The following is a 21,197-nucleotide window of genomic DNA, read 5'->3' as shown; positions in this document are numbered from 1 at the left end:
AATAGTATAACTCCTGACTATGGAACAAGAATTATTATTAGAATGTCAGCGTAGCGACCGCAATGCCCAGCGGAAAGTTTACGAGAAAATGGCGGGCAGGCTATACTCAGTCTGCAGACGCTATTTGAAAAACGACGAAGATATAGAAGAAGTATTAGCCGATACATTCTACAAAATTTTCACGAAAATTACCCAGCTTCAGAATGCAGATACCTTTGAAGCATGGGCAAGAAAAATTGCAGTGAACGAATGCCTTCAGAAATTAAGATCCAACAAAGGATTGTTTATTTCCCTGGAAGAAAACTTTATGGATCATTCTGAAGGAACTACAGAAAACCTTTCTCTGGAAAAAGATATTCTGAGCTTATTGAATTTTCTCCCGGAAGGCTGCAGAGCGATCTTTAATCTTTTTGCTATTGAAGGATATCCTCATAAAGAAATAGCAACCATGCTTTCTATCAGCGAGGGAACATCAAAATCCCAGCTCAATTTTGCAAGGAAAAAGTTGCAGGAACTTCTCGTGAATCAAAACATTTAAACTTTTACAACAATGGAAAATAATCATATAGATCAACAATTCAATGAAGCTTCCAAGCTTTCAGAAGAGCCAACAGTTTTTCCTGGTTTTGAAAAAGTATGGGAAAAGATTGAAGAGAAACTAGATAAAAAAGAAGAGAAAAAGAGAATCATTCCTCTTTGGCTGCCGTATGGTATTGCCGCAAGTTTGATGATTGGTTTAGGGGCTTTTTACTTTATGAATAAAAAAGAGGTTGCAGAACCTTTACAACCTGTAATAACAGAAAATAAAGAGTCAACCGTTCCTGGTAATAAAGTTGATATTGCAAAAATAGACAGCCTTACAAAACAGAATATCCAGAAAGAGAAAAGTATTGTTAAGCCTGTAGAAAAACTGGCAATTAATACACTGCCAACTCATACTCAATATCCTGTGGGATTTCCTCAGAAAACATTACCCAATCCCTTGTTTTCAGAAAAAGAGAAAAATGATACTTTATATAGTGATAGAAAAGTAGATTATATCTATTCAGGGCAACGCAAAGATACCAATGCTGTTAAGAGTATTGAAGAAGTGGTCGTTATGGGATATTCAAAAACAGTTAAAAGTAAGACTGTTTCATCTGCTTCCACTGTGATGATTGCTTCCACAGACAAAACTTCTGTACATGCTCCGGTTGCAATATCTTCATTGGCAGGAAGTGTTGCCGGGATAGAAGTAACCACTGGAATTAAAAAACGTGATGAAATATCAATCAGAGGAGCAAAAAGTATTGATGGCCATTCTACGAACCCTTTATATATTGTTGATGGAATTGTATTAGGCAGAGAATCTGGATTTTTAAATACTCTGGATCCTAAAAAAATAAAAGAACTAAAAGTACTGAAAGGGCTTGAAGCTACTGCCCTGTATGGAAGCAAAGCTAATAACGGAGTTGTTGTAGTCACCACGAATGGATTATCTAAAGATGAAATAGAAAAACTTAAAAAAGTTTCTTCAGAAAGTAAAGAGGAAATACTAAAAGAACCTGAAGAGCCTGAAAAAGTACTTCCTAAAGCAGGTCAGTTGACAGCTGGAGAAGTTAACGATTTTTCTAAGTGGGATTATTGGAAAGATATTGCAGTTCCTACTCTGGATCAGTATAAAAATACGTGGAAGTTCTTCCCTGATAAAAGGGTTTCAGTTCAGTTGGCCAATAAAGACAGAAAACCGGTAATAGGGGAAAAGGTAAAACTATTGGATGATAAGAAAAACATTATATGGGAAGCCGTTTCAGATAATCTGGGTAATGTAGAATTATGGATATCACCACTGACAGATGAAAAATCAGATTCAGAGAAATATTATTTGTCGGATCACACCGGACAGGTAATCAGCAGTAATCTCAGAACTTTTAAAAATGGACAGAACCTCATCATTCTGGATCAGCCTTGCCAGCAGAAACGTATTTTGGATCTTGCTTTCGTAGTGGATGCTACAGGTTCTATGGGTGATGAAATTTCTTATCTTCAGTCTGAACTTCTGGATGTGTTGAAAAAAATAGAAGGACAGCTTAAAAATACAACCGTAAGATATGGATCAGTTTTTTACAGAGATCAGGGAGATGAATATGTGACCCGGAAATTTGACTTTTCAGATAACGCGGAAGATCTTGTTGGATTCATTAAAAAGCAGAAAGCTGGAGGTGGCGGAGATACACCTGAAGCAGTTGTAGAAGCATTGAAGGTTTCCGTTGATGAACTGAAGTGGAGTACTGAAAATTCAACCAAAATAATGTTTTTAATTCTGGATGCACCACCACACCATTCAGAGCAGAATATAAAGAATTTATACAGTACAATTAAGACTGCTGCAAAGAAAGGAATTACCATTATTCCACTGGCAGCAAGTGATACGGATAAACAAACGGAATATCTGATGCGGACATTTGCTTTACTTACAAATGGTACCTATACCTTCCTTACAGATGACAGCGGAATAGGAAACAGCCATATCAAACCTACCATAGATTCTTATGAAGTTGAAAAACTGAATGATTTATTATTAAGATTAATCCTTCAGAGAGCTGTTTTGCCAGAATGTGGTGCAGGAATTTCAAATGATCATATCAATAAAAAGATGGAAAAAGAAATTGACAGCCAGGGTGAGAGTAAAACTGTACTATTTCCCAATCCTACAAAAGGTCAGATACAGATAAAAACAAAAAAATCAATTGAAGAACTGTTTGTCTACGACCTTGCCGGAAAGATTATTATGAGAAAAGAAAAATTACCCGAAGGTAAAAACACAATTGATTTAACTTCTTATCCTCAAGGGATTTATCTTGTGCGTGTTCATACGAATGATTTGTGGGAAACATTTAAGGTCATTAAAAATTAACTCTCTTTTTTATTTAAAGAATAAGTTTTATTTAACAATTATTAACAGGATTGAATTTATTTTAATAATTTCCTGTCGAAATTTTTAAAGATGAAAAAAATTGTAATAACCATGCTAGCGCTTGTTGCATTGACAAGCTGTAAAACTCAAAAAAATACTGAAACAACCAACGAACCAAAGACTTACAGTGTCAGGAAAGATAAAGATCAGGATGGAATTCCTAATCAATTGGATAAGTGTCCTGATATTGCCGGTCCGGTAGAAAATGAAGGGTGTCCGTGGGTAGAGTCGGATGGAGACGGTGTTATTGATAAAGATGACGCATGTCCTACAGTGGCAGGACCTCCTGAAAATAATGGCTGTCCATGGCCGGATACAGATGGAGATGGTGTTTTGGATAAAGACGATGCCTGTCCTACGGTTCCGGGATTACCGGAATATAATGGCTGCCCAAAACCGAAGTCAGTTACTGCAATGGAAGTAGTAAGTTCAAGGAAATTTCATGAATCGAGAAGAGTGTATGACCATCAGGTAGGTGACAAAAAAGATGTTGAAAAGGCTACAATAAAAGCTGATCAGGATATTGATTATAACAATGAAGAATATGCAGCGTTAGTTGAAAATGCATTTGAATTAACCCGTAATCAACCTGTTTCTACCTTCTCTATTGATGTAGACAATGCTTCTTATTCCAATGTCAGAAGAATGATTAATTATGGATCTAAGGTTGATAAAAATTCAGTGAGAGTAGAGGAAATGATTAATTATTTTAAGTATAATTATCCTCAACCCGCAAATGGCGATCCTTTTTCAATTAATACAGAATACAGTGAATCTCCATGGAATCCTAAACATAAACTGCTCAAAATAGGACTTCAGGGGAAAAATATTCCGATGGATCGTCTGCCTGCATCCAATATTGTTTTTCTTATTGATGTTTCAGGTTCAATGAGTCAGGAAAATAAACTGCCATTGCTGAAGTCTTCTCTTAAAGTTTTACTGAACCAGCTCAGACCTAAGGATAAGGTTGGGATTGTAGTATATGCGGGTAGTGCAGGAATGGTACTTCCCCCAACATCAGCAGGTGAAAAAGAAAAAATAATTCAGGCACTAGATAAGCTTGAGGCAGGAGGAAGTACAGCAGGAGGGGCAGGAATTGAACTGGCCTATAAACTAGCGAAGCAAAACTTTATAAAAGGAGGAAATAACAGGGTTGTTCTGGCAACAGACGGTGACTTTAATGTGGGAGCTTCTTCTACCTCGGATATTGAAACTTTAATTACGCAAAAAAGGAAAACAGGGATTTTCCTTACCTGCCTTGGCTATGGAATGGGAAATTACAAAGACAATACCATGGAAATTCTGGCGGACAAAGGAAACGGAAATTATGCCTATATTGATAATATGCAGGAAGCCAATAAATTCCTGGGAAGAGAATTTGCAGGAAATATTTATACCATTGCCAAAGATGTAAAAATCCAGATTGAATTTAATCCTAAATATGTAAAATCATACCGACTGATCGGTTATGAAAACAGAAAACTGAGAAATGAAGACTTTGTAAATGATAAGATTGATGCAGGAGAACTAGGAAGCGGGCATACAGTAACTGCATTATATGAAGTTATCCCGGCCAACGTAGATTCTGAATTTATACCAAAAGAAACAAAATTGAAATACTCTGAAACTTCAGAAACAAAGAACTTTGGAGATGAAATGGCAACGGTAAAGTTCAGGTACAAAAAACCTGATGGAGACAAAAGCATTGAGATAACTAAAGTGATTAAAAAAGAAGATAAATCTTCAGTAAGTCCGGATTTTCAATTTGCCTCTTCCGTAGCCTGGTTCGGTTTGGTACTAAGAAACTCAGAACTGATTACCAAAAAAGATCTTTCCGATATTGAAAACCTTGCTAAACAGGGAAAAAGTAAGGATGAAGAAGGCTATCGGTCAGAATTTATAAGGCTGATAGAGAGCTATAAAACAATTCAAAAGTAATTCATAAAAAAAGAAATTTCCCAGGAAATTTCTTTTTTTATATTTTTAAGCATATTAATAACCGATGAAAAAGAATTATTTGCTGTTATTGCCATTTACCATTACCTTTTTGCATGCGCAAAACTCACAATTATATTATTCCGGAAAATTTTTAACTACCAAAAATAAAGAACAGAACTTTTTAAAGGTTTATAATAAAAACAGCGGTATCTATGAACTGACTGATGAGGAAGGATTTGCGATTATTGCAGCTAAACCTTATGATACACTTGTGTGGAATCAAGGGAAAAATACCCATGTTATTTCTACCTATGAACTCAGGGAAATAAAAGCGATTCTGGAAAGTCAGACAGGAAGTAAAAGTGTAGAAAATATTTACAGTAAAGCCTATGACAGTCTTGTTTCAAAGGAGGTTAAAGATGATTTCAGTATTGAAAAAACTAAAAACCTCCTAAGTAAAAGATCTCACTCATATTTTGATAAAATAAGAAAATTAAAGCAAAAGAATGATAGTGTTTATGTTTTAAAAAGGATCAATGAGACAACATTACTCTTTAACGGAAGCTTTACCACATCTTTTGATATTAAAAGCAGGAATGCTGTTCCGGGGACTCAAAATAAGTATGTTCAGGGAAGATCTGAAAATGGAAATCTTGCTTGGAAAGGCCCTGAAACGAATGAAATGTTCAGTTTTGGACCAGATCTATCTACCCTTGGATTTAATGGATTACCTTACGAGTACGATCAGAATGGAAAACTGATTCCGTGGATTGATGGACTTCAGCGGGCAAAAAGATATGATAATAACCTCTTTAGAACAACGGTAGGTTACAATAACCAGTTGAATGTAAATGCTTTTATAAAACAGGGGTACAATGAAAAAATCCGTCTTTCACTGAATCTGGGGCAGCAAAAGAATCAGATGTATTTTATTGATCAGTTTGATATTACCAATACCCTTAAAGCAAAGCTGAATGCAGATTTGGGTAAATATTACATTAATCTTGCTTTTAATTACGAAGAAGATAAAGCAACCAATACCAATAGAATAGGACTGTTCAACAGAGCTTACCAAAACTCGTTGTTAACACCGGTTTCTTTTTCAAATGAACAAAATATTTTCCTGAATAATGGCTCGCAGAGAAGCTACAGCAAATATGCAGACAATCCTTCATTCCTTTTGGAGCAGGATAGCAAATACCGCTATAAGAATCGGGACAGACAGTTTAGTCTGAAAGTAGCAAAAGACTGGGATCAATTTAAACTGAATATTACTCAGTCCTATGAAAGTATTACTATCTGGAATCAGGATCAATATAAACCCACTACTTATGGTTTTATCAGCGGAGTATCGAATGAAAGGACCCAAAACAACAGCTCCTATCATTCCAATATACAGGGCTCTTATTCATTGGGAAATTATGACTTTAGAAATACTTTCAGTCTGAATTTTATTTTAAATGATAAAAAATCTGACATTTATAACAGCCTGACCCATCAAAAATATCTCTATCAGAGAACTTCACAGGATCATATTTTTAATTATAATATGAACATCCGCGATTATGATTTTGAAGCAGGTTTTAATCTTGGAAATTCATTTTATATCTCCAATACTTCACTTAAAAATAATTATTGGCTTCCAAAGGCTAACTTTTATTTGACGTTCAATGGGATCTTCAATTGGTATAATTACAATTTTAAATTATTAGGAAGCTATACACAATTAAGCTCCGAGCCGGAAATTACAAGATCCTATGCTTCGTATTCTACTACTTTGCTGAATGCAGAAAATTACAATCAATACTTTCCGATACAGGAAGTGGAAAGCTTCAGAGGCTTATCCAATATCAATACCAAAGAATGGAAAATTGGAGCTAGGCTGAATCTTGGGTATAAAATAAATGTAGATGGAGAATATTTTAATAAAAAGAATACTGACGATATATTTCCTGTCTTTGAAAACAATCAGCTGAGGTTAAAGAATCTAGCAGATCATACGTACAGCGGATATGAATTCAATTTTGCTTACGAGAAGTTGCAGCTTGGATATAATTTTTATATCACCAATAAAGTCTCATTCTTTAAATACAAAGATATTGTTGACCGCATTGTTCCCGGATATCAGAACCTTGCCGTTTCGGGATTTAAAGATATTTATAAAACCCTTTCGGAAGGACAGGTTTTGGGTGCTGTGATGGGAAGTTACTTTGAAAGAAATGCAGCCGGACAACTGATCATTGATGAGTTTGGGTTTCCTAAAAAAGCAGACGGAATGAAAATTATTGCAGATCCTACACCGGATTTTGTGATGAAATTCAACCACAGTTTTGCCTATAAAAACTGGTCTTTAGATATTAATTGGGAATGGAAAAAAGGAGGCCATCTTTGGAACGGAACGCAGGCTGTTCTCAATTACTACGGTCGTTCTTATGCCTCAGGAGAAGAAAGGAATATCAAAAATTATATTTTCGAAGGCGTACAGGCCAATGGAACTGTCAATCAGATTCCTGTTGATTTCTATGATCCTGACCTGAATGTTCTGGAAAACAGATGGTCGAGGTACGGCTACTTAGGCGTGGCTGAAAATTATGTTCAAAAAGCAGATTATATAAGAATCAACAATATATCACTTTCCTCAGATTTCCCGATTAACAACAGGAAACAAAATCTTAAACTGACTTTTTATGTAAACAATATCATGCTCTGGCAGGCTAATAATGGGGCAGATCCCAACCAGAATTTTTATGATATGAGTAATGGAAGAGGACTGGATTTCTTTAACCTGCCCTCCTTTAAAACATTTGGCTGTATTGTTTCACTTAAATTTTAACTCATGAATCTCAAGTTTATATCCACCTATATCACCCTGCTGTGCTTATTGTTTTCAGGCTTTTCTGTGAAGGGGCAGCAATCATTTCAGGACTTTGAAAAAGAAAAGACCTACATTCAGACCAATCATGTTTTTTATAAACCTGGGGAGCAAATGTATTTTAAAATATATGTTGTAAAAGGAAACAATAATTTACCGGTCGAAGAAAGCAGAGTCGTAAATTTTGAAATAACAGATCCTGCAGGAAGTGTTGTGAGAAAATTAAAATACGAAATTACCAATGGATACGCCCGGGGAGACTTCTATTTTGCCGAAGATATGAAAGGTGGCATCTATAAAATCAGAGCTTTTACCAACTGGATGCAGAATGAAGAAGGTAAAAATGCGTTTGAGAAAGAAATTACCCTCCAGAAAATAGTATCACCAAGGATTTTAATGAAGCTTGATTTTCCTAAAAAAGGATATGGCCCGGGAGATGAGGTAAGTGCCGATTTTTCAATGAGAAGTCTTAGTAATCTTCCGATTCCTTTTTATGAAGCCGATTACACTGTAATGCATAACGGAGAAACCGTTTCAGAAGGTAAACTCATTACCGATAAAGAAGGCAAAAAATTATTGACCTTTAAGCTTCCTGAGATCTTGAAATCCTCTGATGCTCTTTTGAATATCAAAGTGAATTTTGACGGATTTACAGAATCCATTTCCAGAAATATTCCTATTGTTCTGAATAATCTGGATGTGAAATTCTTACCGGAAGGCGGAACTTTTATCAATGGAATAGAACAGAATATCGCCTTTAAAATTCTGGATGAGTTTGAAAAGCCTGTAGATGCTGTTCTGGCAGTTTACAATCAGAATCAGGAAAAAATAAAAGAAATTTCAGCCTACAATTTCGGAATGGGAAGCTTCCGGTTTACCCCTAAAATAGGAGAATTTTATTATGCAAAAGTTGTAAAGCCGGAGAATATTACCCAGACATTTAATCTCCCTGTAGCAAAAAATGATGGACTGGTTTTGAATATTCTGAATGAAAATAAAAACCTGAATTTTACCATCGTTTCTACCCAGGAAAAAACAATTACGCTGCTGGGAAGTTTCCGCGGAAAAGACGTTTACAGGAAAATCATTTCGATGAAAAAAGGTATGAATTCTTTGGAAATTGCAGAAAAGGATTTCCCCACAGGAATCTGCAGGTTCACTGTTCTGGAAAACAATATGCCGCTTGCAGAACGGATTGTTTTTACCAATAAAGTAAACCAGCTGAATATAAAAGTTACTCCTGTAAAGCAACATTATCTGCCGAGAGAAAAAGTAATGCTGAATATTGAAACTACAGATGAAAATAATAAACCTGTTCCTGCCAATCTTGGAATAAGTGTGGTAGATGATAAGCTATGGACGTATGCTGATGATAAGCAGAATCATATTATTTCCTGGCTTTTGATGGACTCTGAGCTCAAAGGGAAAATTGAAAAACCTCAGTTTTATTTTGATAAAAAAGAAGAAAAAGCAGATAAAAGCTTAGATCTTGTTATGCTGACAAACGGTTACCGATATTTTGAACCTATTCCGGAAATTCTGAAGACCAGTAAATACAAATACCTTCCTGAAAAGAAAAACACAATCTATGGCGTGGTAGAAGATGAAAACAAAAAGCCGGTGAAAGCAGATGTTTTTCTTTTGGATACAGATAATAAAAAAATTCTCAAGCAGACCGTTGCAGAAAATGGGAAGTTTTATTTTTCGGATTTAAATGCAAATAATTCTTATAAAATTATTGCAAAGTCTTTTCAACCTAAACATCAGTTGAAAATAAGGATTCTGTCTTATAATCTGGATATTAATCCTTTGGTAAAACAGAAACTTGCCAACATAGACGTAGAAGAAATTGTAAAGGAATCTGAGAGAAAAGAAGAAGTAAAAAAAGAAAATAAAAACAATACCAGTCACGTAAATAACCGTGGAAGGTCAAAAACTGATACGATCAGTAGAAATAAGAGTATTGAAGAAGTAGTTGTGCTGGGGTACAGTGTAAAGAAAGACCAATTAGCGGTTGCTTCTACCACAGTATCATCTTCTATGGAAATGCAGAATGCCAGTGTAACTTCTCTGTTGAGTGGAAAAGTTGCCGGAGTAGTGGTAACAAACACCGGACAACCAGGAGCAGGAGAACAGATTAATATTAGAGGAACGGCATCCATGACCAATAAGAACCCTCTATTCATTGTAGATGGTATTCCTGTCGAAAACTTTAATACTACGATCAATCCAAATGATATCAGCAGTATTACCGTTTTGAAAGATGCTGCTGCTACTGCTATTTATGGAAGCAGAGCTGTCAATGGAGTAGTGATCGTCAACTCATCCAAAAACAGAAAATCAGAAATAAGTTTTGATATTACCCCTAAATCTTATCTCGCCATACAAGCCTTGCCTTATGGAAAGCTTATTTCATATGACGGAGCAAGAGAATTTGTTTATCCTGAATATAAAACAACCAATACCTCTTACCGTTTTGATTACAGAGAAGCGCTTTACTGGAATCCGGTAGTAGAAACGGATAAAAATGGGAAGGCAAAAGTGGAGTTTTATAATTCTGATGCCAATTCCACTTTCAGAATTATGACAGAAGGAATTGCTGCATCGGGACTTTTAGGAAGAGATGAAACGACGTATGCTGCCCAGAGTTTGATTTCAATAGATGCCAAAATTCCACAATACCTGACGAGAACAGATCAGATGACAATTCCTGTGGTGATTAAAAATAATTCTTCTGAAACGCGCAAAATGACCATGGATATGATTGTTCCGAACCATGTAAAACTCATCAGTTCTGACAGTCTTATCACTCTGAAGCCATTAGAATCAGGAAGATTATTTGTGAAAATACAGACAGACGAGATTGTGAATTCTGATATTCAGTTTTCCGTGAGGTCCGGAGATTTCAGGGAAACCATGATTCTTCCGTTTAAAGTAGAAGAAAAAGGATTCCTCCATCAGTTTTCCATGATCAATAACAAAACAGAAGATCTCAAAATCAATATTCCGGAGTATATCAATGGAAGCCTGTATTCATCCTATTATGTGTTTGAAAGTACGGCGCTGAAGATGTTTGGAGACATAGAGCAACTTAAAAAAGAGCCTCATGGATGTTTTGAACAGCTTTCATCAACAGTATATCCTAACATTTTTATTCTTGATTATTTAAAATCAAATAAAGAAATAGACACGGCGACTGAACATCAGGTGGTAAAAAGCCTGAAAAAAGGATTCCAGAAGCTGCTGAGTTATAAAAATAAAGACGGAGGTTTCGGATATTTCAGTTCCGCAGAATCAGATGTCGCTCTTTCAGCATTTGCGTTATTGGAATTTACGGAATTAAAGAAGTACGTGAATCCGGATGCTAAGCTCATCCAGGGACTTTCTTCATTTATTTTGTCGAAAAAGAATGCCAACGGATTATTTGAAGTAAGAAAGCCCTATGAGTCAAAAAAAGAGTTTTCTGAATTTTCCTGGTCTAGAAATATGTATGTTGTATATGCTCTGTCTAAACTTGGGTTTAAAAATGAAATTGAAGACTCCTTTCAGGTAACGCTCAAAAGAGCTTTAGCTACAAAAGATTCTTATCAGCTGGCTTTGCTTGCCAATGCTGCGGCTCACTTAGGAAAACAAAAGGAATATGATGACCTGATGCAGATGCTGGACCAGCAATATGAAACGAAGAATATAAAATCTAAAATCACTTTTACAGGCTCATGGGGAATGTCTGCAGATGCTGAAACACTTTCGTTATATATAATGGCACTTCAGAAAGATGAGAAACTCAATGAGTTGAAAATTGCTGAAGCAGCTGATCAGCTTATTGGTCTCAATGGATATTACGGTTTCGGTTCTACACAGGCCACAACACTGGCAATAAAGGCATTATCAGATTTTTTCTCTAAGAATGGAAAATTATATGGAACTGAAAAACCTGATATCAGGATTAATGATGCAAAAGCCTCACCTATGATAAGTGCTTCATCAGCATTTAAAGCCGGAGAAAATACTATTAATATTCATTATCCAAATAAAAATGGACTCCCTTATAAGCTGGAATATCAGTATTATACACTACAGGCTCCGGAAAGCAAAGACATTCCTGTTACCATGGAGACTAAATTAAAATCCGGAATATCTAAAGTAGGGGAGACTAAGAGAATGACCATTATTGTAAAAAACAAAATAAACGGTGAGCTGCCAATGACCATAGCAAAAATTGGTATACCAGCCGGATTGACTCTGCAAAATGCATTACTGAAAGATATGATTGAGAAAAAACTGGTTTCTTACTACGAGATTTTTGATAACTATCTGGTTTTATACTGGGAACATTTTGATGCTGAGGAAACAAAAACCGTTAATCTTGACCTTAAAGTAGAGTTTGCCGGAACATATACAGGGAAATCAAGTAATGTTTATCTCTATTATATGCCGGAAGCCAAGTATTGGAACCAGGGAATAACTACAAAAACAGAACCTTAATTTTAAATTTTATACCTCTAACAGGCATTCTAAGGGATGTCTGTTTTTTTATTCTTGTCAAGGTTTTAAACCTTGACAAGGATAATAAAAAAGCTCTCTAAAAGAAAGAACGACTCTTTTAAAATTAATTTTCAAAAATTATTGAAAATTCAAAAAATATAATTACATTTGTTACAGAAATTAAAAACGGAAATACAATGCAACTTTCAGAAGCAAAAGAAAAATATATTCAGACCTGGGGAACCTTTGCTACCAATTGGGGAATCAACCGTACGATGGCACAGGTTCATGCATTGCTTCTGGCGAGCGGAAAACCTCTTTCTACCGATGAAGTAATGGAGCAGCTGGAGATTTCAAGAGGAAATGCCAATATGAATCTTCGTGCTCTGATAGACTGGGGAATCGTGAAAAAAGAATTTGTAAAAGGTGACCGTAAAGAATATTTCGTAGCAGAAAAAGATGTCTGGTATCTGTTCAAGCAAATTACCAAAGAGAGAAGAAAAAGAGAGATTGAACCTGTGATTTCCTTTCTTGAAGAATTAAAAAATATTGAGGATAAAGATTCAGAAGAAGCTCAGGAATTTATCAAGCTGATGAATGATTTCAGTTCTGTTACAGGAAAAATCAACAATATCATGGATCTGGCGATAAAAAGTGATGACCACTGGCTGGTAGGGAAGATTACCAATCTGTTGAAATAAAACAAAAGAGGATGAAAATCCTTTTTTATTTCAATTTAATTTTCAAAAATTACTGAAAATATAAAACTTATAATATCATGAATAATTTTTTTAAACGTTATCTCTATTTAAGTCTCTTTCTGACTGTTGTTTTAATTGTTGCAGTATGGTTTTTTCTCGTTGCCAAAGGTGAATATGGGATGACATTGTTCTTCACCATTCCGGTTTCTATTGGATTTATCATTGGGTATGTAAAGTATTTTAAAAAAATTGGATTAATGAATGTTCTGAAGACAATCTTAAAAATAGTCTTAGGATTAGTTATTTTCTCTCTGATTTTAATAGGAGCTGGCGTGGAAGGAGCTATTTGTATTATTATGGCTATCCCATTTGTTGGTTTTGCCCTGTTTGTAGGATTTAATATTGGTTTTATCATAGGAATACTTGATGAAAAAAGACATACGGGAAGCGTTATAGCATTTATTCTTTTTATCAATCCGGCATCTTATATTTTTGATACCTATACAAAACCTATTGAGGAAACTATTACAACAGAAATGATTGTGAATTCTTCCAATGAAAAAGTGTGGAAACTTTTAAATACACGAATCAATTTCGATGCGCCTGATTTTATCCTGTTTGAAAAAGGAGTCAGCTATCCAAAGAATATAAAGCTCGTTAATGACAACGGAAAATTGAGCTATAGTTGTCAGACCAATAATGATGAATTACAACTTAATATTAATGAACTCATTGAAAATAAAAAAGTGAAATTCTCTTTGGAAAATCAAACTGTTCCAATGAAAGAAATAACACCTTATAAAGATATTGATGCTAAGCATTTGCATGATTATTTTATTGTAAAATATGGTGAAATTACTTTAGACAAGCTATCAGAAAATAAAACAAAGATAGTCGCAAAAACAAAATACAGTTACAAAATTGCACCTACATGGTATTGGAAAAAATGGTCAGGCTATATCATTGATAAAATGCAAAACCATGTATTACAATCTATAAAAACACAATCTGAAAATGAATGATCTGCAAGAATATTTTGATAACCTGCAACCCAGATATTATATTAATGAAATTGCATCTTTAGGGTTTACCAGACTGTTTAGGAAAATGGCTGTTCAAAAGGTGAAAAGCTACGGGGACAAAAGAGTTCTGGACTTGATGAGCGGGCAGGGAGAAAATTTAGAATTTATACAGGCACACAATGATAATACAGAAATTGTAGCATTGGATTTCTCTTCAGCAATGCATATGAAACTGGCTGCAACATTCAAACACAAACTGTCTATACAACAGATCCAAAACGATTTTTTCAAATGCCAGATTCCGGATCAGTCTATGGACATTATCCTTTGCTCTTACGGGACAAAGACGATAGAAGAAGATCAGAAACCGATTTTTGCAGATAGACTTTCAAATATCATTGATGACAAAGGTGAAATTATCATCGTAGAATTTGTAAAACCCAAAACAAAGTGGAGATTCAGTTGTGTGAAGTGGTATATAGAAGTTCTTGTAACAAAGTTTTTTGGAAACGAATTTGGAAAACTGTTCCATTATATCAACAAAAATGAAAGTCTTGAAGATCTTAAAGACCAGTTTATCAGAAATGGACTCTCCGTCATATCTCACAAAAGATTTCTGGATCTGATTGAAATTCTTCATGTAAAAAGAAACTGATTTTTTATTTGAAACTAAATTTCAAAAATTACTGAAAATTTTAAATGAATAATAATTATGAAAAATTTAATCATTCACCTATTTCTGATTATTTATTTCAGACGAAAAGGATCACTTTAAACTATAAAATTTAAAACCTTAAAAAATGTCAACCATCTATTTAAATACAGTCATCAAAGCAGATATTCACTATGTTTTTGATCTCGCAAGAAATATTGATCTGCATCAGCAGTCCACCTCAAAATCTCATGAAAAAGCCATTGCAGGACGTACCTCAGGACTGATTGAAAAAAATGAAACCGTAACCTGGCGGGCAAAACATCTCGGAGTCTATCAAAATCTCACCACGAAAATTGTCAGTATGGAAAAGCCGTTTCAGTTTATTGATGTCATGAAGAAAGGAGCTTTCAAATCCATGCGTCACCGCCATATTTTTAAATCTGTAAACGGAAATACCCTGATGACAGATATTTTCGAATTTGAATCTCCGCTGGGCATCATTGGAAAACTATTTAATGCTGTTTTTCTCAGAACGTATCTCAAAAACTTTCTGATCCGAAGAAATGAAATGATCAAAACCATTGCAGAATCTTCTGTCCGTGACGGAATTGCGATTTTTTAATCTAAAAAACAGTGTTATGAACTTTTTAAAAGCAGAATGGCGGAAACTGGCCATCATCAATTACGAGATTAATCCTGAAATTTTGCAGCCCTATCTTCCAAAAGGAACAGAGCTTGATTTTTATAAAGGCAAATGCTATGTAAGCCTGGTAGGATTCATGTTTTTAAATACCAGACTACTGGGAGTTCCTATTCCTTTTCATCGGAACTTTGAAGAAGTGAATCTAAGGTTTTATGTAAAGAAAAAAGAAAAAGGAATCTGGAAAAGAGGAGTGGTGTTTATCAAAGAGATTGTCCCTAAACCCGCATTAAGTCTGGTCGCCAATTCTATTTACAAAGAAAACTATCATACCATGCCTATGAAAAACCAGATGGATGAAAAAGAAGATGAACTCCTGATCCGTTATTCATGGAAGGATAAAAGCTGGCATTCTATTCAGATTATGGCTGAAAATACAGCGAAACCAATGGAGGAGAACTCAGAATTTGAATTTATTACAGAACATTATTTTGGTTTTACAAAAAAGGAAAATACAACTTCAGAATACGAAGTCTGTCATCCAAAATGGGAATGCTATACTGTAAAAGAATATGAGCTGGAGGTAGATTTTCAAAAGATCTATGGAAATGATTTTGAATGCCTGAATCATCAGAAACCTGTTTCCGTAATGCTTGCCGAAGGCTCAGAAATTCAGGTCAAAACCAAAAAATACATTCATTAAAAAAGAATGAGATTCAAAACATCTTCCTCTATCCATGGTCATCTGTACAAATCAGTGAAATCTGCAGACAACCCATAAACCTTAAACTTTAAACCCTGAACCCTGAACCCTGAACCCAAAACTTTAAACATTAAATCTCAAACCATGAAAATAATCATAGCCGGAGGCACCGGATTTCTCGGTGAAAACCTGGAAAAATACTTTACAGCAAAAGGATATCAGGTCTACATTCTTACCCGAAATCCTCAACGTAAAAACGAAATCTACTGGGATGCCCAAACGATAGGTGATTGGAAAGACAACCTTGAAAAAGCAGATGTTCTCATCAACCTGACAGGTAAATCTGTAGATTGCCGCTATCATGAGAAAAATAAACAGGAAATCTATTCTTCAAGAATCAACAGTACAAGAATATTACAGAAAGCAGTAGATCAATGTTCTGAAAAGCCAAAAATATGGCTGAATGCCAGTTCTGCAACCATTTATGTTCACTCTGAAAAGCACCTCAACACAGAAGAAAACGGAATTGTCGGAGACGACTTTTCCATGAATATTTGCAAAAGCTGGGAGAAAGAATTTTTTGCAGGTAAAAATGAAGAAATACGAAAAGTTGCCCTCCGTACTTCTATCGTCCTTGGAAATAATGGCGGTGCTTTTCCAAAACTGAAAATGATTACAAAGCTGGGTTTAGGAGGAAAACAGGGAAGAGGAAATCAGATGGTAAGCTGGATTCATATCGAAGATTTTTGCAAAGCCGTGGAGTGGATTATGGAGGATGAAATTATTTCAGGAACCATCAATGTAACCGCTCCGGTTCCGGTTTCTAATGAAAATATGATGAAAAAACTGAGAAATAAAATGAAAGTTCCTTTTGGACTGAATGCTCCCGTCTGGCAGCTGGAAATAGCCTCCCTATTTCTGAATACGGAAACGGAATTATTATTAAAAAGCAGAAACGTATATCCGGAAAAACTTATAAAAAGTGGATTTAAGTTTTCATATTCAACATTTGATGATGCGATTCTTAATCTCTTGGAATCCTAATGTTTGCGGGTTTCCTAAAGGATAATTAAATTAGCGGAAAACTATTCCATATGCCGGTTATATCTAAAATAAAACCCTTTTTTATTTCATCCCTTTTTATAAGTTCAATTGCTTTTTCACAAGCTCATAATGTATCCGAAGGTTATCAGAAGCCTACAGACCCGTTGGTTGCCCAGAACCTGGAGCAGTGGCAGGATATGAAATTTGGGTTATTCATGCATTGGGGAACCTATAGCCAGTGGGGGATTGTTGAAAGCTGGAGCTTATGCCCGGAAGATGAATCATGGACACAGCGAAAACCAGAACACGGAAAATCTTACTCCGAATATGTGAAAAATTACGAAAATCTTCAGACAACTTTTAATCCAACTCAGTTCAATCCTCAGAAATGGGCTGAAGCAGTAAAAAAGGCTGGAATGAAATATGTGGTTTTTACCACCAAGCATCATGATGGTTTTGCGATGTTTGATACCCAGCAGTCGGATTATAAAATTACTTCTCCCAAAACCCCATTTTCAAAAAATCCAAAATCCGATGTGACGAAAGAAATTTTCAATACGTTCAGAAAAGAAGGATTTAAAATAGGAGCGTATTTTTCAAAACCAGACTGGCATTCCGATGATTACTGGTGGTCTTATTTTCCACCCAAAGACAGAAATGTCAACTATGATCCCAAAAAATATCCCGAAAGATGGGAGAACTTTAAAAAATTCACATTTAATCAACTGAATGAGCTCACATCCAATTATGGGAAAGTTGATATTCTTTGGCTGGATGGCGGTTGGGTACGTCCTTTTCATACCATAGATCCAAAAGTAGAATGGCAACGCACCATCAAAGTAGAACAGGATATCGATATGGATAAAATAGGAACAATGGCAAGAAAAAATCAGCCAGGGATTATTATTGTCGACCGTACCGTTTCCGGAAAATGGGAAAACTATGTCACTCCTGAACAGGCAGTTCCGGAACATGCTCTTTCCATTCCGTGGGAAAGCTGCATCACTATGGGAGATTCCTTTTCTTACGTTCCCAATGACAATTACAAAACCTCTCAGAAGATCATTGAAACATTGGTTAAAATCATTTCAAGAGGGGGAAATTACCTTATGAATATTGCGCCCGGACCTAACGGAGATTATGATCCGATAGTTTATGAAAGGTTACAGCAGATTTCGGCCTGGATGGAAAAAAATCAGTCCGCTGTTTTTGCAACCAGAAGTATAGCTCCATACCACGAAGGAAATTACTATTATACGCAAAGTAAAGATGGAAAGACATTGAATATTTTTCACTTGGATGAAAAAACAAATTATGAGTCTCCATCAACATTAAGTTTTACAATTCCTGATCATTTTAAGCCAAAATCTTTGAAAGTTTTAGGCTTATCAAACAAAATTCAATGGAAAAAATCAGGAAATTCAATTGAAATTAATTTGCCGAAAGAAAGAGCTCAGTTAAAATATTCAACTGTAATTCAAATCGTTCAATAATGAGATGTATTTGTTTTAAACTTGCCGGAGCCGCATTATTGTTGAATGTTGTGATTACTTTTGCTCAAAAACCTTTATATAAAGACCCCAAACAGCCCATTGAAGTCAGAGTTCAGGATTTGTTGAAGAGAATGACACCAGAAGAAAAGTTCTGGCAGTGTTTTATGATTCCCGGAGATCTGGATAACGTTCCGAAAGGACAATATTCCCACGGAATTTTTGGACTTCAGGTAAGTGCAGGAAATCAGGGTGGCGGAGCAGCAGGCCAACTGCTGAAATACAATGCCAATGAAGATGCAGAGAGATTGGTTAAAAAGATCAATGCTATCCAGAAATATTTTATAGAAGAATCAAGATTAGGAATTCCAATCATCCCTTTTGATGAAGCTTTACACGGATTGGTTCGGGAAGGTGCTACTGCTTTTCCGCAGTCAATCGGTCTGGCAGCTACTTTTAATCCGGAACTAATGACCAAGGTTTCAACAGCTATTGCAAGAGAATCAAAACTGAGAGGAATCCGTCAGATTCTGACTCCTGTAGTAAATCTTGCCAACGATGTACGATGGGGAAGGACAGAAGAAACCTATGGTGAAGATCCATTTTTGACCTCCGTAATGGGAGTCAGCTTTGTCAGCTCATTTGAAAATATGGGAATCATTACCACTCCTAAACACTTTTTAGCTAATGTAGGAGAAGGAGGAAGAGATTCATACCCGATTCATTGGAGCAGAAGATATCTGGAAGAAACCCATTTAATTCCTTTTCACAATGCTTTTATAACAGGAAAAAGCCGTTCTGTGATGACTTCTTATAATTTGCTTGATGGAAGACCGTCAACCGCCAATCATTGGTTATTAACTGAAAAACTAAAAAAAGACTGGAATTTCAAAGGCTTCGTTATCAGTGATGCAAGTGCGGTGGGTGGAGCAAATGTTCTGCATTTTACAGCAAAAGATTATGATGATGCCTCTGCACAGGCTGTGAATGCAGGCCTTGATGTCATTTTTCAGACAGAATATAAGCATTACAAACTCTTTATGCCTCCATTCTTAGATGGAAGAATTTCAAAAGAAAGAATAGACGATGCTGTATCAAGAGTATTGAGAGCCAAATTTGAACTTGGATTATTTGAAAACCCCTATGTTTCTGCTAACGAAATTGAAGAATTAAAAAAGCTTACTCACAAACCTTTGGCAGAAAAAGCAGCGGCAGAGTCTTTTGTATTACTTCAGAACAATAGTCAGACACTTCCTGTTCCTGTGAATGTTAAAAAGATTCTTGTAGTGGGAACAGATGCTGTGGATGCAAGATTAGGAGGGTATTCAGGGCCTGGAAACAAAAAAGTAAATATCCTGGATGGCCTTAAAAATTATGTAAAAAATACAGATACTGAAGTGATATATTCAAAAGGAATTGATTGGAATGTAAAAGACTTTACCACTATTTCCAATGAATATTTATCCTCTGAAAACAAAAAAGGATTAGCCGGAAACTATTTTTCCAATACGGATTTAAAAGGAAATCCCGCTTTTGGAAGACAGGATGAACAAGTCAATTTCAAATGGACTTTATATTCTCCTGATCCGGAAAAATTGCAGCCTGACAATTATAGTATTCGATGGACCGGAAAACTGGAAGCTCCAAATTCCGGAAAATATCAAATTGGCTTGCGTGGAAATGACGGCTTCAGATTATACCTGGATGGAAAATTAGTAATCGATCAATGGGAAAAATTAAGTTATTCTACAAAAACTGTTGATATAGATTTTGTAAAAGGAAAAAAATATGACATTAAGATTGAATTCCATGAAAATCGAGGTGAAGCTAATCTGGAATTGATCTGGAACTATGGCTTGCACGATTATCAGAAAGATTTTAAGGAAGCTTTAGACCTTGCCCAAAAAGCAGACTATATTCTTGTTACGGCCGGAATTCATGAAGGTGAATTTCAGGACAGATCATCATTAAGCCTGCCTGGAAATCAGGAAGCGTTTATTCATGAGGTTTCAAAACTGAAGAAACCTGTAACAGTTCTTCTGGTAGGTGGCTCTGCCATAAAAACAACAGCGTGGAAAGATAAAGTAGGAGCCATCTTAGATATTTGGTATCCTGGAGAAGAAGGGGGGAACGCTGTGGCAAAAACACTTTTCGGAGCAGAGAATCCCTCAGGTAAACTGCCTGTCACGTTTCCGGTTCAGGAAGGTCAGTTGCCTTTAAACTATAATCATCATCCAACGGGAAGAGGAAATGATTACCATGATCTGAGTGGAGAACCATTATATCCGTTTGGTTTCGGACTCAGTTATACCTCTTTTGAAATTTCTGAACTGCAATTGAGCAAAACTCAGTATTCGGAAAATGAGACCATCATTGCTAAAATCAATGTAAAAAATACAGGTTCAAAAGTAGGAAGCGAAGTTGTTCAGCTCTATGTAAAAGATATATTGGCTTCAGTTTCAAGGCCTGTGATTGAGCTCAAAGGATTTCAGAAAGTCGAATTACAGCCAGGAGAATCAAAAACGGTCACCATAGAAGTTCCCGTAAAACAATTGCAGTTTTTGAATGAAAAAATGGACTGGATTGTAGAAAAAGGAACATACAGAATTATGGTTGGTAATTCTTCCAAGAACCTTCCTTTAAAACAAAATATTGAAGTTTTATAACAACAAAAAGAGCAGAAATTTCTGC

At 35.6% G+C, this 21,197-nt stretch carries 13 protein-coding genes; all 13 read left to right on the top strand.

The window, feature by feature from the left end; translation table 11 throughout:
• The first annotated feature begins 19 nt into the window (after positions 1-19).
• The 13 genes from ACKTTZ_RS24785 to ACKTTZ_RS24725 all read left to right on the top strand — a co-directional run bounded on the left by ACKTTZ_RS24785 (position 20) and on the right by ACKTTZ_RS24725 (position 21,172).
• Positions 20-538, top strand: a complete 519-nt coding sequence (locus ACKTTZ_RS24785) for an RNA polymerase sigma factor (protein ID WP_034696382.1) — start codon at positions 20-22, stop codon at positions 536-538.
• 12 nt (positions 539-550) lie between these two features.
• Complete coding sequence (locus ACKTTZ_RS24780; protein ID WP_407846880.1) at positions 551-2,896, top strand: T9SS type A sorting domain-containing protein; 2,346 nt, start codon at positions 551-553, stop codon at positions 2,894-2,896.
• Between the two features lie 90 nt (positions 2,897-2,986).
• A complete protein-coding gene (locus ACKTTZ_RS24775) occupies positions 2,987-4,894 on the top strand; it encodes a vWA domain-containing protein (protein WP_407846879.1) in 1,908 nt (635 codons plus the stop codon).
• Between the two features lie 64 nt (positions 4,895-4,958).
• Positions 4,959-7,727 carry a hypothetical protein gene (locus ACKTTZ_RS24770; protein ID WP_407846878.1) on the top strand — a complete coding sequence of 923 codons (2,769 nt, stop codon included), beginning with the start codon at positions 4,959-4,961 and terminating at the stop codon, positions 7,725-7,727.
• A gap of 3 nt (positions 7,728-7,730) precedes the next feature.
• Entirely contained in the window at positions 7,731-12,251 is a 4,521-nt protein-coding gene (locus tag ACKTTZ_RS24765) for a TonB-dependent receptor plug domain-containing protein (protein ID WP_407846877.1), read from the top strand.
• 197 nt (positions 12,252-12,448) lie between these two features.
• Positions 12,449-12,952 carry a GbsR/MarR family transcriptional regulator gene (locus ACKTTZ_RS24760; RefSeq protein WP_034696386.1) on the top strand — a complete coding sequence of 168 codons (504 nt, stop codon included), beginning with the start codon at positions 12,449-12,451 and terminating at the stop codon, positions 12,950-12,952.
• A 77-nt stretch (positions 12,953-13,029) separates the two neighbouring features.
• Positions 13,030-13,974, top strand: a complete 945-nt coding sequence (locus ACKTTZ_RS24755) for a hypothetical protein (RefSeq protein WP_034696387.1) — start codon at positions 13,030-13,032, stop codon at positions 13,972-13,974.
• Positions 13,967-14,629, top strand: coding sequence for a class I SAM-dependent methyltransferase (locus ACKTTZ_RS24750; protein ID WP_034696388.1), 663 nt, complete (start codon positions 13,967-13,969; stop codon positions 14,627-14,629). The genes ACKTTZ_RS24755 and ACKTTZ_RS24750 overlap by 8 nt, the downstream gene beginning before the upstream one ends.
• A 145-nt stretch (positions 14,630-14,774) precedes the next feature.
• Positions 14,775-15,251, top strand: coding sequence for an SRPBCC family protein (locus tag ACKTTZ_RS24745; protein WP_034696389.1), 477 nt, complete (start codon positions 14,775-14,777; stop codon positions 15,249-15,251).
• A gap of 16 nt (positions 15,252-15,267) precedes the next feature.
• Positions 15,268-15,972: a DUF2071 domain-containing protein gene (locus ACKTTZ_RS24740; protein WP_034696390.1), complete on the top strand. Its 705-nt coding sequence runs from the start codon at positions 15,268-15,270 to the stop codon at positions 15,970-15,972.
• Positions 15,973-16,116: 144 nt separating this feature from the next.
• A complete protein-coding gene (locus ACKTTZ_RS24735; protein ID WP_034696391.1) occupies positions 16,117-17,016 on the top strand; it encodes a TIGR01777 family oxidoreductase in 900 nt (299 codons plus the stop codon).
• Between the two features lie 50 nt (positions 17,017-17,066).
• Positions 17,067-18,509, top strand: a complete 1,443-nt coding sequence (locus ACKTTZ_RS24730) for an alpha-L-fucosidase (RefSeq protein ID WP_253318177.1) — start codon at positions 17,067-17,069, stop codon at positions 18,507-18,509.
• Positions 18,509-21,172, top strand: coding sequence for a glycoside hydrolase family 3 N-terminal domain-containing protein (locus tag ACKTTZ_RS24725; protein ID WP_407846876.1), 2,664 nt, complete (start codon positions 18,509-18,511; stop codon positions 21,170-21,172). The genes ACKTTZ_RS24730 and ACKTTZ_RS24725 overlap by 1 nt, the downstream gene beginning before the upstream one ends.
• The last annotated feature ends 25 nt before the right edge of the window (positions 21,173-21,197 follow it).

This window comes from Chryseobacterium sp. KCF3-3 (assembly GCF_045865955.1).
Lineage (GTDB): Bacteria > Bacteroidota > Bacteroidia > Flavobacteriales > Weeksellaceae > Chryseobacterium.
The sequence above is the reverse complement of the archived record's forward strand: the minus strand, read 5'-3'. Positions and strand labels throughout refer to the sequence as shown.

What these genes read in the sequence shown, in the direction of transcription:
- ACKTTZ_RS24765 (WP_407846877.1), top strand. Translation starts at nt 7,731, where the DNA reads ATGAATCTCAAGTTTATATCCACCTATATCACCCTGCTGTGCTTATTG.
- ACKTTZ_RS24725 (WP_407846876.1), top strand. Translation starts at nt 18,509, where the DNA reads ATGAGATGTATTTGTTTTAAACTTGCCGGAGCCGCATTATTGTTGAAT.
- ACKTTZ_RS24785 (WP_034696382.1), top strand. Translation starts at nt 20, where the DNA reads ATGGAACAAGAATTATTATTAGAATGTCAGCGTAGCGACCGCAATGCC.
- ACKTTZ_RS24745 (WP_034696389.1), top strand. Translation starts at nt 14,775, where the DNA reads ATGTCAACCATCTATTTAAATACAGTCATCAAAGCAGATATTCACTAT.
- ACKTTZ_RS24760 (WP_034696386.1), top strand. Translation starts at nt 12,449, where the DNA reads ATGCAACTTTCAGAAGCAAAAGAAAAATATATTCAGACCTGGGGAACC.
- ACKTTZ_RS24730 (WP_253318177.1), top strand. Translation starts at nt 17,067, where the DNA reads ATGCCGGTTATATCTAAAATAAAACCCTTTTTTATTTCATCCCTTTTT.
- ACKTTZ_RS24755 (WP_034696387.1), top strand. Translation starts at nt 13,030, where the DNA reads ATGAATAATTTTTTTAAACGTTATCTCTATTTAAGTCTCTTTCTGACT.
- ACKTTZ_RS24770 (WP_407846878.1), top strand. Translation starts at nt 4,959, where the DNA reads ATGAAAAAGAATTATTTGCTGTTATTGCCATTTACCATTACCTTTTTG.
- ACKTTZ_RS24750 (WP_034696388.1), top strand. Translation starts at nt 13,967, where the DNA reads ATGAATGATCTGCAAGAATATTTTGATAACCTGCAACCCAGATATTAT.
- ACKTTZ_RS24775 (WP_407846879.1), top strand. Translation starts at nt 2,987, where the DNA reads ATGAAAAAAATTGTAATAACCATGCTAGCGCTTGTTGCATTGACAAGC.
- ACKTTZ_RS24735 (WP_034696391.1), top strand. Translation starts at nt 16,117, where the DNA reads ATGAAAATAATCATAGCCGGAGGCACCGGATTTCTCGGTGAAAACCTG.
- ACKTTZ_RS24780 (WP_407846880.1), top strand. Translation starts at nt 551, where the DNA reads ATGGAAAATAATCATATAGATCAACAATTCAATGAAGCTTCCAAGCTT.
- ACKTTZ_RS24740 (WP_034696390.1), top strand. Translation starts at nt 15,268, where the DNA reads ATGAACTTTTTAAAAGCAGAATGGCGGAAACTGGCCATCATCAATTAC.